General features: G+C 48.7%; 9 protein-coding genes and 1 pseudogene. 2 read left to right on the top strand and 8 right to left on the bottom strand.

The window, feature by feature from the left end; all coding sequences use genetic code 11:
• Window positions 1-572: 572 nt before the first annotated feature.
• A complete protein-coding gene (locus V1501_RS03615) occupies window positions 573-3,815 on the bottom strand; it encodes an efflux RND transporter permease subunit (RefSeq protein WP_409291492.1) in 3,243 nt (1,080 codons plus the stop codon).
• Between the two features lie 157 nt (window positions 3,816-3,972).
• Here V1501_RS03615 and V1501_RS03610 point away from each other — a divergent pair, with 157 nt between their 5' ends.
• Window positions 3,973-4,830, top strand: coding sequence for a TetR/AcrR family transcriptional regulator (locus tag V1501_RS03610; protein WP_409291491.1), 858 nt, complete (start codon window positions 3,973-3,975; stop codon window positions 4,828-4,830).
• Window positions 4,831-5,044: 214 nt separating this feature from the next.
• On the opposite strand, the gene putP is transcribed toward V1501_RS03610, so the two are convergent.
• Window positions 5,045-6,511, bottom strand: a complete 1,467-nt coding sequence (gene putP, locus V1501_RS03605; protein ID WP_409291490.1) for a sodium/proline symporter PutP — start codon at window positions 6,509-6,511, stop codon at window positions 5,045-5,047.
• 222 nt (window positions 6,512-6,733) lie between these two features.
• Between putP and V1501_RS03600 the strand changes: the two are divergent.
• Window positions 6,734-8,033 (top strand): annotated as a pseudogene (locus V1501_RS03600) (NCS2 family permease).
• Between the two features lie 243 nt (window positions 8,034-8,276).
• On the opposite strand, the gene V1501_RS03595 reads toward V1501_RS03600, so the two are convergent.
• The 6 genes from V1501_RS03595 to V1501_RS03570 form a co-directional block, all read right to left on the bottom strand.
• The gene (locus V1501_RS03595) at window positions 8,277-8,480 is read right to left on the bottom strand and encodes a YbdD/YjiX family protein (protein ID WP_409291489.1); all 204 of its coding nucleotides are present in this window, start codon (window positions 8,478-8,480) and stop codon (window positions 8,277-8,279) included.
• Complete coding sequence (locus tag V1501_RS03590; protein ID WP_409291488.1) at window positions 8,470-10,551, bottom strand: carbon starvation CstA family protein; 2,082 nt, start codon at window positions 10,549-10,551, stop codon at window positions 8,470-8,472. Before V1501_RS03590 ends, V1501_RS03595 begins: the two co-directional genes overlap by 11 nt.
• 350 nt (window positions 10,552-10,901) lie before the next feature.
• Complete coding sequence (locus V1501_RS03585; protein WP_409291487.1) at window positions 10,902-11,834, bottom strand: pseudouridine-5'-phosphate glycosidase; 933 nt, start codon at window positions 11,832-11,834, stop codon at window positions 10,902-10,904.
• A complete protein-coding gene (locus V1501_RS03580) occupies window positions 11,831-12,859 on the bottom strand; it encodes a carbohydrate kinase family protein (protein WP_409291486.1) in 1,029 nt (342 codons plus the stop codon). The genes V1501_RS03585 and V1501_RS03580 overlap by 4 nt, the downstream gene beginning before the upstream one ends.
• A gap of 254 nt (window positions 12,860-13,113) precedes the next feature.
• Window positions 13,114-13,893, bottom strand: a complete 780-nt coding sequence (locus V1501_RS03575) for an SDR family oxidoreductase (protein WP_409291485.1) — start codon at window positions 13,891-13,893, stop codon at window positions 13,114-13,116.
• 142 nt (window positions 13,894-14,035) lie between these two features.
• A complete protein-coding gene (locus tag V1501_RS03570) occupies window positions 14,036-15,175 on the bottom strand; it encodes a general stress protein (protein ID WP_409291484.1) in 1,140 nt (379 codons plus the stop codon).
• Window position 15,176 lies beyond the last annotated feature (1 nt).

The raw sequence follows: 15,176 nt of genomic DNA, 5'->3' as shown, positions 1-15,176 counted from the left end.
AAAAGGAAATCCACAGGAGCGGACTCAGCCGTCCATTCTTTTTGTTTTTTGGTGAGTCCCCCCTGAACGGCAGCCTATCTGCCAATTTCCCTTGTTAGAATTACTATTTCCACACTTTGATCCGGCTATAATCGTCCTGGGGCATTTCTTAGAGCGAGCGGTCAGCGTTCCTGGCATGGTTAGCGGTATTCCTGCTGCAGACTTTACGGGCCCTGGGCCTAATGGATCCTTATAGGGGCTGGCGGAGCGGTCACTGAAGGTTCTCCAGGAACTAAATGAGCTCCAGATCCTGGTCCCACTAAATTTTTTATGACCTAAAATAACTGCGTTTCCTGGAAAAGTGGTCTTAAAAAAAACCTTTATGGCCTGAATGAGCTGCGAATCATGGATAAGTGGTCTTAAAAAATCTTTATGACCTTATAAGCTTCTCTGCCGGGAGAATGGGTCATTAAAAATGTTCACACCCCGCCACCGCCTTAGCCAAAAAACTATATTACCAATCCGGCAGTCGATGAAAAGAACTCAAATGAAAACCCCGCACCTGTCTAAAAAGTGCGGGGCTTCTTCATCTCTTATGCAGCTTTACGCCGCTTTCTGTTTTTAATCCTGCTCAGGGCTTCATACACGATTGGTACGATAACCAGGGTCAGGAGGGTAGAGCTTGTAAGTCCGCCGATGACGGTTACACCGAGACCTTTCGAGATGATCCCGCTGCCTTCTGCTCCAATGGCAAGCGGAATCAGGGCGCCGATTGTAGCAATGGCTGTCATAAGGATCGGACGGAGGCGGATGGAGCCCGCATCAAGCAGGGCTTCCCGTGTGTTCATTCCGCCTTTTTCATTATGAATGACCCGGTCGATCAATACGATGGCATTAGTTACAACGATGCCGATCAGCATTAAGGCTCCGATCATGGCTGACACGCTAAGGGTCTCACCTGCAATCAGCAGGCCTAGAAGTCCGCCGATGATGGTGAATGGAAGGGAGAACAAGATGGCAAAAGGAGCCAATCCCCCGCCAAATGTAATAACCAGTACAAGATAGACAATCGCGATAGCCGCAAGCATGGCCAGCCCAAGCTGCTTGAAGGATTCATTGATATCCTCGGAAACTCCGCCCATATCGACTTCTACACCGGATGGAAGATCTAATTCATCTACCTTCTTCTGCAGATCGGAAGAGGCCTTTCCGGCATTGTCTGTCTTCAGTTCACCGCTTACATCGACAAATATCTTGCCGTCGCGCCTGCTTACTGTATTGGCAGTCTCCCCTTCCTCAACCTTCACAACATCCTTGATTGGCACTTTTATGCCAAGCGGCGATGTGATCGTTTTATTTGTCAGGTCGGAAATGTCATTAAAAGATTCCTTTTCGGCCTGAATATAGACATTCAGCTCTTCTCCGTCCTTCACGATTTGTGTCAGGACCGGCCGCTCTCTTTCAGGGCTCAGCTCCATGCCGATCTGGCCGGCAGTCAGGCCCAGGGAACTCAATTTTTTCTGGTCGGCTGTGAAGGTATATTCTTCATAGGTCTCCGAAAGGCTTGAGTCCACGTTTTTAAAATTGTCATCCTTCTTCATGATATCCTGGATATCCTTGATGACAGGCTCAATTTCTTTGACAGTATTTCCATACACATACATTTTAACTTCATTGCTTGCGCCGCTCGAGCTGAAGTTTTGCGAGAGCCATTCGCCATTTTTGGTAAACTTCTGCAGTTCTTTAATGACTTTTTCTTTTTCCTCTTCAAAGTCAGGCGTGTCATCTTCATATTGCACGTAGAAAATGGCGCTGTTGCTGTCACCCGGGTTCATCGGGTTCTCGCTTCCCAGGGAAAGCTGTGTCGTCTTGACGCCTTTACGATCCAGCAGCAATTTTTCAGCACGCTCAGCCACTTCTCCAGCCTGTTCTTTTGTGACGCCGGGATCTGGTTTATAAGTTGCAATCATCATCTTTTCTTCCTCAGATGAAAGGAAGCTTACACCGATGACCGGAATCAGGAACAGACTTCCTGCAAGCATCAGGATGGCAATCAAAGAAGTGATGATCTTATGGTTCAGCGTCCAGCTGAGCAGGCGCTTATAGAAGCCTGCCAGCCTGCCTGGCCCATGCTCTTGCTTTGCTTTGACACCATTTTTGAACAGGGTGTGCGCGAGCATCGGAACAATGGTGACCGCGACAAGCAGGGATGCAGACAGTGCAAATACAATCGTTAACGCAAACGGAAGGAATAGTTCCCCGATCATCCCCGTTACGAGGCCGAGCGGCAGGAATACCGCAATGGTCACGATGGTGGATGAGAGGATCGGCTTGAACATTTCTTTTGTGGCTTCCCTTATCAGGCCGCCGCCTTTTAGCTGCTCTCCTTCAAGCGTCATTCTCCGGTAAATATTTTCTATAACAACAATGGAATCATCCACTACCCGTCCAATGGCGACTGTCATGGCACCGAGCGTCATCATGTTCAGGGTGATATCCATCTGTTTTAAGAGAAGGATGGCAATCAATAAGGACAGCGGAATCGAAATAACCGATATCAGGGTCGACTTAAAATCCCGTAAGAACAGCATAATGATGATCATGGCAAAGACGGCACCGAATAAAGCCTTATTCAGCATCGTGGAAACTGATTCCTCGATTGGCTCTGCCTGGTCAAATGTATACACCGTGTCCAGTCCTTTTATATCCTTCTCAAAATCCTTCATTTTATCTTTGACGTCATTCGCGACATCCACTGTGTTGGCGTCGGCCGATTTGACGATGGAAATCCCAATGGCTTCCTTTCCGTTTGTGCGGGAAATGGATTCAGCCTTTCCAGTTTCTTCGATCTTAGCTATCTCTGAAAGCTTGACTGTCGGTATTTGGGGTACTTTACCTGCTGGAGGCTGCAGTCCCTGCGGTGCTGACCCTCCGGTCATCTGGCCTGTCCCGGCACCCGGGTTCTGGCTTCCGGACTGCTGCCCTGTTCCCTGCTGAGCCGCTGCAGTGGCACCCGGGTCCTGGCTTCCCGGCTGCTGCCCTGTTCCCTGCTGGGGCTGACCCTGCTGGCCGGCAGAAGAGCCTGATCCGCCGCCGGTTACTGGAATCTCAATGTTCTTCAAGTCTTCAAGGGTGGTAATATTGCCATCCACCTTAACAGATTTTTGTTTATTCTTAAAAGTATATAAACCTAAAGGAATATTGACGTCTGATCCCTTTATTATGTTTTTGACGGTTTCCTCATCCAATCCAAGCCCCTGCATTTTATCTTTATCAAACTGCAGGCTTACCTCGTCCACCTGCTGGCCTGAAATCTGGACTGAGGAGACGCCGTCAATCCCTTCAAGTGCCGGGGCAATTTCATCTTCTACAGTTTTGGTAAGGACAGCTAGTGACTGGCCTTCGTTTGCTGCACTCAGCGTAAGGATTGGAAAAGCATTGAAGCTGAGCTTAGATACCTTGGGATCCTGTGTTCCTTCTGGTAATGAAAGTCCTGATAATGCTTCATCCACTTCCTTTTTGGCATCATCCATATTGGTTTTATACGTATACTCAATCTGGACAGAAGAAGCATTTTCAAAGGAAGTCGAACTGACCACCTTGACACCGTTCATGCTCTGGACCGCCTGCTCTATCGGCTTTGAAACCTTATCCCCGACTTCCTGCGGCGTTGCACCCGGGTATACAGTAGTGATGCTCAGAACCGGTGTGCTTATATTTGGTATGGTCTCAAGCTTCATGTTGAGTCCTGAATACAGGCCGGCTGCGACCACAATAATTGTCATCAGCCATACAGCCAATTTATTCTTCAGTGTAAAATTAATAATCCTGTTCATTTCATCCTCCATTTTTTAAAAATTGAATAAGCTGTTGACCAATCGGTCATAATATTAAATAATATAACTGACCGGTCATTTTTAGTCAATAAGACCCGGGGCTTATTCACAAAACGTTAATAATCTATTCCTAAATCAAACTTGGGTGGTGAAGAAGTTGAAGGAAAAAGAAAGAATAATTATGGATTCTGCAATCAGGCTCTTCGCATCAAAAGGCTTTGATTCCACTTCAATACAGGAAATCGCGAATACAGCAGGAATTTCAAAAGGCGCCTTCTACCTTCACTTTAAATCGAAGGAAGGACTGCTCCTCGAAATATTCAAATATAATTATGAAAAAATAAAGATTAAGATAGACAACCTGAAGAGGCTTGATCTCCCGGCAAGGGAGTTATTTGTTGAGCATCTTGTCTGCCAGTTTGAAGCGTTCCTGGAGCAGAAGGACTTCATCATCATGCAGACGAGGGAGCATGCAATTCCCTTCAACGAATCCATCGGCACTACCATTAAAAAAATGAGGGCCGAGGCCGCCGATAATATAAGGACCACGGTCTCCTCGGTATATGGAAGCAGGATAGACAGATATGCCTGGGATCTTACCCTGCTGATCCAGGGAATGATTCATTCTTATTTCGAGCTCCTGCTCTTCATGGGCCTGAAGCTGGATCTTCATGAACTGGCACGCTATATACTCAGGAGGACAGATGATCTGGCAGAAGGGCTGATGGGGGCAGACGAGGCACCCTTATTCAAACCGGATGTCCTCCAGGAGTTATCCCAATTCCACTTTCCGGCTGCACAGATTGGGCGGGAGGATTTAATCGGGGCCATCCGTTCTGCCCGCGAGGATTTTAAAGAATCCGAGGATATACTCATCTCCCTTGATGTCATTGAATCTGAAATTCAGCAGAAAACGCCAAGGATGCCTGTCATTACAGGTATGCTGTCAAACTTAAACGAAGAAAAAGAACTGGCATCCCTGATCAGGAAAATCAAAGGATATTATTCTCTATAAACGCGGGAGATGAGTCTTACTCACAGCCCGTGCCGACAGAAAATGGACAAAAGCATGTACAAGCACAAAAGGCGATGGAGGAGAGAGGCAGAACAGGAATGACAGAAGGGTAAACTATGTTCACTCCTGACAGCAGGAAGCCTGATGATTCATGCAGTTTCACCCCTGCCTGCAAAAAAAACCTGTCATGAAGTTATGACAGGGTTTTTCAATCCTAATACTTCAGCCTTTTGACAGCTTCGTCAAATTCAGACTCGATTGCCTTCTCCGGCTTGGAAGTTAATAAGCTGACAAGGATGATTGCCGCACCGCATGCAATGAATCCAGGTATCAGTTCATACACTTTTTCTAATGATTCAAAAAGTTCCCAGATGATAACAGTAGCCGTTCCGGTGAGCATGCCGGCAAGCGCCCCCCATTTCGTCATCCTCTTCCAAAACAGGCTGAGGAGTATCACCGGTCCAAAGGCAGCTCCAAATCCGGCCCAGGCATACCCGACCAGATCCAGGAGCGTATCACTTGGATCAATCGCAAGCAGGATGGCGATCAAGGCAATTCCCAGCACCGAAAGCCTGCCGACCAATACCAGTTCCCGGTCTGTCGCTTTTCTCCTGAGGAATGATTTATAAAAGTCTTCCGTCAGCGCGCTCGAGGTGACAAGCAGCTGAGAAGAAATGGTACTCATGACGGCTGCGAGGATCGCTGCCAGGAAGAAGCCTGTAAGAAGAGAAGGAAACAGCTGCTCGGAAAGCACAATGAACACCGTTTCTGGATTACTAAGCTTCTCATTGCTGATTGAGAAATAGGCAATCCCAAGCAGGCCGGTGAACATGGCTCCTACAATGGAAAAGATCATCCAGCCCATTCCGATTCTTCTGGCACTCTTCATTTCCTTAATAGAAGAGATAGCCATGAATCGGACAATGATATGAGGCTGGCCGAAGTAGCCAAGTCCCCAGGCTAGAAGAGAAATAATGCCGATTGGAGTCGCTCCTTTAAAAATGGAAAGAAGGGTTGGATCAATGCTTTCTATTTCTGAAAACGTTGTGCCGAAGCCTCCGAGGTTTACGAGGACAACAACCGGAACAATGATCAAGGCAAGGAACATGATCGTTCCCTGTACAAAGTCAGTCCAGCTGACAGCCAGGAAGCCTCCAAATAGCGTGTAGCATACAACAACAGCTGCAGTCAGCCACAGGCCGATGCTATAATCCATATTAAAAGCGGTCTTGAATAATTCTCCTCCTGCAACCATACCGGAAGATGTATAAAAGGTAAAAAAGACTAAAATGACGAGTGCCGAGACAACACGAAGAATGCGGGAAGAATCCCTGAAACGGTTTTCTAAAAAGTCCGGGATGGTTATAGAGTCATTCGCCACCTCTGTATAAGTACGCAGCCTCGGGGCCACGAATAGCCAGTTCAGGTAGGCACCCGCGGTCAGCCCGACAACGATCCAGCCGCTGCTGACACCGTTTACATACATGGCTCCCGGCAGTCCCATCAAGAGCCATCCGCTCATATCCGATGCTCCCGCACTAAGGGCTGTTACTGCCGGCCCCAAATCGCGGCCTCCCAGCATATAATCTGTCAGATTGGCGGTACGCCTGTACGCATAATAGCCGATCAGCAGCATCCCTGCCATGTAAATAACAATAGAAATAATTACTCCGTAATCCATAGAATCCCCCTTTTTGTTATATCACTATTATATTTCAATATACCAACCCCTCATTTAGGATACCAATTATATCAGGTTTTGTTAATTCATATAATGTCGGAAAATCAATTTGAAACCGCTCACTGACAGCGTTCCGGATGATATGCTTTGAATTGGCCCTGGGCAAATGGTAGTCTACGAAAGGAGATTTTCATCCTGACTTTACTAATAGGAGAGTTCATCATGTTTGACTTAAAAAACCATCAGACTTCTGTGAAAACAGAGTTTGTTGCAGGCCTGACTACCTTTTTTACCACGGCTTACATCATTGTCGAAAATCCGCTCACCTGTCTGATGTGGGTGTGCCTTTTGAACAAGGATTCACGGCCACTGTCATTGCGACTATCATCGGCACCCTATTTATGGCGTTTGCAGCAAATTACCCCATTGCCGTAGCACCCGCAATGGGAACCAATGTCTATTTTGCTTATACTGTAATCCAGGCTGACAGCGGCATTGGATACCAGGAAGCATTTTCGGCTTTATTCGTGACGGGAATTCTATTCCTTCTGCTTTCATTCACCAGGCTCCGGTCACTTCTGATTGAAGTGATACCTGAGAACCTTAAGCATGCGATCACCTCGGGAATCGGCTTGTTCATTGCTTTCATCGGTCTCCGCCTTACTGGGATCATTAAAGCCCATCCAACCAATCTCGTGGGGCTTGGAGATCTGCATTCGCCCGGGGTTGTACTTGCATTGATAGGACTTGCGGCCACACTGGTTCTTATGACCATGAATGTACCTGGGGCCCTTTTCATCGGTATTGTCCTGACAGGCATAATTGCAAGTCTTACAGGTCAGCTCGAATTCGACAAGGGCATCGTTTCTGTGCCATCGCTTCCTGACGGCCTGATTGCCTATAATCCGGTAACCGCCATTTCGGATGTGATAGAACATAGTTTATATCCTGCCATTTTTTCCATCATTCTTGTGACCATGTTCGACACCACCGGCACCGTACTCGGAGTGAGCAGGCAGGCTGGCCTGATGAAGGGCGGTAAACTTCCGCGTGCAGGGCGTACCCTTATAGCGGATGCAGTCGGAACGCTTGGCGGCTCCATGTTCGGTACCACCCCGACTTCTGCTTACATTGAATCGGCATCCGGCGTCGCCGCCGGCGGGCGCACCGGCTTGACGACCATTCGCAGCCCTTCTCTTTGGGCTGGCTGCTTTCTTTGGCCCGTTAGTCAGCGCGGTCTCCGGAATTTCTGCCATCACCGCTCCTGCCCTTGTCATTGTGGGTGCATTGATGCTGAGCAATGTCCGGCATATCACCTGGGATGATTTTGATGAAGCTTTCCCGGCATTCATCGTCATTCTGACCATGCCGCTCACTTCAAGCATCGCGACCGGTATTGCCTTTGGTTTTATCTTCTTATCCATTGATGAAAATAGCTAAAGGTAAATGGAGGAGCGTCCATCCTCTTGTTTACATTTTCGCCGTTTTATTCGTCATCCAGCTCCTGTTTTTCCCGCATTAAGGCAAATGAAAAGCTGTCCGCTGAGCACAATGCTCCGGACAGCTTTTTTCTGTGTAAAGGGTGCGGAGCTGATCAGGAAGCTTCCTGCAGCCACATGTGAAAATCAAATTAATCTTCTGCATTCCTGTTGTTTCTTGCTCTGCATCACCGTCTAATTGTGTTTGTCCCTACTCTCCTGTCCAGTCCGTTTCTGTGCATGAGCGGCGGGCAGAAAAACTCATGTTTGTTCTATTACCAAGATGCCTAGCAGCATCTTGATACTTTGCCGCCCTTGGCATTGTACCTGGCCTCCTGGGCTTCACAGAAAAACTCCTTCCTGGTCTGAATCTCCTTACCCGGATGATGCTCACGCATGTGCTCCACATATTTCTCATAGCTCGGTACTCCTGCAAGCAGGCTGATGAACTGTTTTCTATGCTTTAAGGCAGAATATAATTTATCCAGCATACTGCTTCTTATTCCTCTCATCATTTCTTAAAACAGATGGTTCTTCATGAAGCGTGACAGCCTTGCCGGAGAGGACCTTTACCCATATCCTGATGGCAGAGATCAGAACCGCTATCACAACAAACATGAAGAACGCACATAATGCCGCATCCACATAGTCATTCATCAGCACCTGCCTCATCTGCTCCTCAGTGGCAGCCGGTGCCCTGACCTTCCCGGCATCCAGATCCGCCTTGAACACCTTTGCATGTGAAAGGAATCCTATTTTCGGGTCGCTGTGGAACAGCTTCTGCCAGCCGGCAGTCATCGTGACGATCAAGAGCCAGGTGGTCGGGATCAGTGTGATCCAGACATATGCCTTTTTCCCCATCTTGAATAGAATGGTCGATCCGAGAAGCAGTGCGATTCCCGCCAGCATCTGATTGGCTATTCCAAACAGCGGCCACAGGGTATTGATGCCTCCGAGCGGATCGATGACTCCCTGATAGAGGAAGTAGCCCCAGCCCGCCACACAGATCGTCGTCGCAATTATGTTGGCAAGGAGGGATTCAGTTTTTGCGAGCGGCTTATACGCATGTCCCAGCAGGTCCTGGATCATGAATCTGCCCACCCTCGTCCCTGCATCGATGGTTGTCAGTATGAATAAAGCTTCAAATAAAATCGCGAAATGATACCAGAATGCCATGAGCGCTTTCCCGCCGATAACATTGGAAAACAAATAGGCCATGCCAATGGCAAGCGTCGGTGCGCCGCCAGTCCTTGAAATGATGCTTTCCTCCCCCACATCATGAGCAAGTGTTGTCAGGTCTCCCTGTGTGATGGTAAAGCCCCATTCTGTAACCGTCCTGGCCGCACTGGCAGCATCCACGCCGATAGCAGCAGCCGGGCTGTTGATGGCAAAATAGATGCCTGGAGTCAAGACACAGGCGGCAATCATGGCCATTACAGCAACAAATGATTCTGTGAGCATAGCTCCGTAGCCGATAGGACGGGCATGCGATTCCCGCTCCATCATTTTCGGCGTTGTGCCTGAGGCCACCAGGGCATGGAATCCCGAGACGGCGCCGCACGCGATGGTAATGAATAAAAACGGGAAGAGATTCCCTGCGAACACCGGTCCTGTGCCATCCACAAACTTCGTAACCGCAGGCATCTGAAGGTCGGGAGCGGCAACTAATATACCGACAGCAAGGCCAGCTATCGTCCCAATTTTCAGGAATGTGCTTAAATAATCACGCGGCGCAAGCAGCATCCATACCGGCAGGACAGAAGCGATAAAGCCGTAGGCGATCATCATGAGAGCGATCGTCTCGCCCTTAAATGAAAACATGGCACTGAGTGTTTCATGCTCCGCCACATACTGTCCCCCGTACAGGGACAGAATCAGCAGGACAATACCGATAATTGAACCTTCCCCTATTCTCCCCGGACGGATATAGCGCATATAAATTCCCATGAATATCGCTATTGGAATGGTAGCGGCGATTGTGAACATTCCCCACGGACTGCCGATCAGCGCCTTGACCACAACAAGCGCCAGGACCGCAAGCAGGATGATCATGATTCCAAGGATGCCGACCATTGAGATAAACCCTGTGAACGGTCCTATCTCTTCTTTTATCATTTCTCCCAGCGATTTCCCTTTTCTGCGCATGCTGCCAAAGAGAATGACAAAATCCTGGACAGCCCCTGCCAGCACTACCCCCGCAATGATCCAGATCGTTCCCGGCAGATAGCCCATCTGGGCGGCAAGGATCGGGCCGACCAGCGGCCCCGCTCCAGCAATCGCAGCAAAGTGGTGGCCAAACAGAACCCATTTATTGGTCGGCACATAATCCTTGCCATCATTATGAATTTCAGCGGGTGTCTTCCGGCTGTCATCCAGATCAAACACTTTTTTCGCTATGTATTTACTGTAAAAACGATAGGCAACCGCATAAGTACAGACAGCCGCCACCAGCAGCCAGATTGCATTGATCGTCTCCCCTTGATTCAGGGCCAGCACCCCAAAGCCCGCTGCACCCAGGGCGGAGACCAGGCCCCAGATGACTATTGATTTAAGCGCTTTCAAAAATATTCCTCCTTCTCATTCTTTCTATCACTTATTATACTAATAATTCTGAATATTGGTATAATAGTTTATGAGGATTTTACAGATTTTTCATGGGTAATTAGTTCCCTGGTCAGTGATTTCAGGCGCATAAAACAAATAAGAGTGTGCTGTGCGCAAAGCCCATGCACGGAAAGGAACCTCGACAAGAGCAGGAACAAACACAATAAGGCAGTGGAGCGGAGTAAAGATAACAGGAAAGCCAGCAAGGTCACACCCAGCAGCAGGAAGCCATATGAGACATGCAGCTCCGCCCCTTTTCCACAAAAAAAGGAAGGCGCCTAAAAGCAGGACGCCTCCTCTCCATGTTTTTATGATGACAAAGAAACCGCTTTTTGTCTGCTGTAAGCCGCGGCAATCCTGGCAGCTGTCTCTGCATTGTGCTTCACAAGCGCGATGTTTGTTTCAAGGCTGCGGCCTTCCGTAATCTGCTTGATACGCGCCAGCAGAAACGGGGTTATTTCTTTGCCGCGCACTTTTTTTTCCTCTGCCTCCTGCAAGGCTGATAGAATAACAGCTTCAATCTCTTCCCTTGGCATTGCATGTGCTGCAGGAACAGGGTTTGCAATCACCGCACCTCCCTTAAGGTTCAGGTCCCACTTAGTCAAGAGCAGGGCAGCACAAGCCTCCGGGCTGTCCAACTGAAAATCCACATTATATCCGCTCTCCCTGGAATAAAAGGAAGGAAACTCAGCCGTTTTATAGCCCAGCACCGGCACTCCTTGTGTTTCCAAATATTCAAGCGTTCTGCCGATATCGAGAATCGACTTCACTCCCGCACAAATAACAGCCACATCGGTCTGTGAGAGCTCAGTCAGATCTGCTGATATATCCATGGTGCTCTCGCCTTCTCTATGTACACCGCCAATCCCTCCGGTAGCAAAGAACCGGATGCTGGCCATTTGGGCGGCTATCATGGTTGCCGCCACAGTGGTCGCCCCCATCTTTCCGGAAGCGAGGATATAGGGGAGATCTCTTCGGCTCACCTTGTGCACATCGGGGTTGCTGCCAAACTCTTCAAGCTCTTCAGCTATAAGCCCAATCTTTATAAACCCCCCCAAAATTCCTATGGTGGCTGGCACGGCACCATTCCTGCGGATAATCTCTTCAACCTCCGAGGCGGTCTGGACGTTCTGTGGATATGGCATTCCGTGGGAAATGATCGTGGATTCAAGGGCGACAACCGGCAGACCTTTATCTAATGCATTACGGACTTCTGCGGAAAAAGACAAATATTTGTTCATTTTACATTCTCCTTCATGATTGCTGTTATTTTGGGAACGTCAAACTGCGGATGGACTGACAGATTGGACTGAAGAGCAAGCGCAGCTGCTGCCGATCCAATCCTGCATGCATGCCTGAACTCCTCTCCCTCAGAAAGTCCGTATAGGAAGCCTGCCATAAAGGCATCGCCTGCCCCGGTCACATCCAACACCTCTACAGGAAATGCGGGCAGATGGAATGTGCTCTCTCCATCTGCCCCAAAAACTCCATCCTTCCCCAGGGTGATCACTACGTTTTTAACACCGCTCTCCTGGATGAGGACACTCGCTTTCATGCAGTCGCTCAGAGACTCAATTTTCATGCCGGACAATATCTCTGCTTCTTCCCTGTTCGGCAGGATGCAATGGATACCATTCAGCATGGGCAGCAGTCTTTTTGCTTTTGGGACTGAAACAGGATCTGCATAGACCGGTATCCCCTCCATTACGCATCTCTGGATCATATAAAACAGGCTTGCTTCCGGAAGATTGGTATCAATCACAACAAAGTCCGCTGTTTCTATCAGAGGCCACGCCTCCATTAAATAAGTCACAGATAACTGTTCATATATTTCCATGTCAGCCATGGAAATGACTAGTTCTCCATCTGTGTTCAGAAGAGCGGTATATGTACCTGTCCGGTCTCGGCTTCTGAGTACAGAGTCAATATTCACTCCATGCCGGGCACTGTTTTCAAGGATCCAATCTCCTTCTTTATCCCGGCCGACACAGCTGATCAGCGATACGTCCACGCCCAGCCTTGCCAGGTTTTCACTTATGTTCCTCGCCACCCCGCCGCACATTTCAGACGTGGTGACCGGATTTGATGTTTCAAAGCGCACTTCGTCCTTGCAGACGGCTTTCCGGTCTACGTGAGCACCGCCTATACAGACAATATGGCTGCCTTCCTTCCCGCCCCGTCCGCTAGCACCCTTCCTTCCAACTTGAAGAGAATTCCCTTGACCTGGTGTTATTAATGGTTCCTGACTGCTGAATCTCTTGTCCATTCCGCACCCTCTTTTTTAACATAATAGAAAAATTTTACCACAAAAAAGTAAATAGGAAATCCACAAATGCAGAAAAGTCAGCATTTTCCGACACAGATGTTAAAAAGATCATTTTCAAAGAATTGTTATTTAAGGTAGCCTGAGAGGAGCAATCATTTAACAAGTTATCTGGATTGGAAATCAACTTCCCAGTTCAAAAGCCTTAGCGTTTTTGAAAACAGTCCTTAACAAAAAAAACCGGCATATGCCAGTTTTTAAAGCAGGGATTCTGCCCCATCTATATAAATTTTTGTTCCTGTAATATGAGAAGATTGGTCAGACGCCAGGAAGTATACCAGGTCAGCTACCTGTTCAGCACTGCCGGAACCCTGCTCAAGCGGCTGACTTCCTTCAGGATACTCAATCGGGATGCTTACTTCTTCAAGCGCTTCGTCCTTAAAAGTATTCTGTTCAATGTTCGTGTCAATGGCACCCGGGCAGATTGCGTTCACCCTTATTTTATATCGGGCCAGCTCCAGCGCTGCCATCTTCATGAACGCTGTTTGTCCAGCCTTCGATGTGCTGTAGGCGGAGAAGCCGATATTTCTAAATGTTCTGTTGCCGTTGATTGAACTGGTGATGATTATGCTGCCGCCATTTTCCTTCATATGCGGAATGGAATATTTCACAAAAAGGAAGGTGCTCCTTAAATTAGTTGTAATGGTCTGGTCCCATTCGTCCGGCTCCATTTCCTCAATGGATGTCACCGCACCATTTATTCCCGCGTTGGCAAAGAGGACATCGATGGTTCCCCATTCACTATTCACCCTGCTGATTGCTTCAGACACTCTTTTAGGATCGGATACATCGACATTCAGTACAAAAGCGGTACCGCCCTTTTCCTCAATCTGTTCTTTTACCTTTGCTGCCCGGTCTTCTTTAATGTCAATGATGCAGACTTTGTACCCTTCTGAAGCCAGCCTCCTGGCCGCCGCTGCCCCGATCCCGGAACCGCCTCCAGTCACTACAGCTGTCTTATTCTGGTTCTTCGCCATCTTGTATCCTCCTAAAATAATTTACTGGTATTTTAGCCTTTTCCTGAATTTTAGAAACCTGTTTTGAAAATTATCCCGGAAAAAATGCATTAGAAAAGGCTGAACGCCTATTGGCGTCCAGCCTTCCAGCTATTTTATTTTCTTATACAATAGGGTCGTCGCTGTCATTGTCGCGGCGGAAAGGCCTGCCTTCCTGTCCTGATGCATCATCCGTCACAATCCCATTGTTATCACGAAAAGAGGCAGGTCCCCTGCTGCCGCCCCTTGTCGCGTCCACCATCGGATCTCCAGTAAGCAGCGGGTCACTTGTTTCTTCGATACGGCGCTGGCGGTCCCTGATTTTCCGGTCCTCATCCCAGTCTCTTCCAACGGTCTCATCACCCGTATCACGCTTCGTTTCATCACGGAAGCCTTCATTTCCTGCAAGGTTCAATCCGCCATGTACATTTGTATCATCTGCTGCTGCATTTGCACGCCCGCGGAGATTCTCTCCATCTGCCGGCACAGGACGTCCGCCAAACCCTTCATCGTCACTCAGCTTCCGGCCGCTGAAGCTTTCACCGAATGATGTTTCTTTGTGGGGTTCCACTCTGCGGCCATGCTCGTCCGGTTTTTCCAGGATGCCTTCCCGCACGCTGTGCCTGTCGGTGGTATGGTTCGTCAGCTCAGATTCAAGGCCATCCCGTGAGTGTCCATTATCATGTCCGCCCCTGATCACTGTCCGGGAATCAGTCAGCCCCTGTTCTCTGTCCAGGCTGCCTGGCCTGTCTGCATGGTCAATGCCCCCAATTACGCCCTTTCTGCCAATTCCTTTACTTTGATCCATTCTCCTTGAACCATCGAGAGCTCCGTCCTTATCGTCAACAAGAACGAGAATTTTGCCTTCTTTAATGTCGGTTTCATATTGTTTGGCTTCATGATCCGGTATCCCCATACCGACAAGCGCACCGGCGATTCCGCCTGCGCCTGCGCCTGTTACGGCACCGGCAACCGTTGCAGCAATCGGTCCTGCTGCAAGGATCGGCCCGATCCCCGGAATGGCGAGGGCTCCCACTCCCGCGAGGAATCCAGTCAATCCTCCCAGCACACCTCCTGTAGCAGCCCCTGCTGCTGCTCCTTCGCCGGCTTTTGTTCCTGTTTCATCCGTTATCTCGTGCACATCTTCAGGATCCCTGGCGATAACTGAGATTTGATCTCTTTCATAGCCCTCTGCCTGTAGATCCTCGATGACTTTAATTGCATCATTTCCATGGTCGTATACGCCTACTACTCTCTTATTCATC

The organism is Paraperibacillus esterisolvens, assembly GCF_046237625.1.
Taxonomy (GTDB): Bacteria; Bacillota; Bacilli; order Bacillales; family DSM-1321; genus Paraperibacillus; species Paraperibacillus esterisolvens.
Note: the sequence above shows the minus strand (reverse complement) of the source record. Positions and strands in the feature narration are given on the sequence as shown.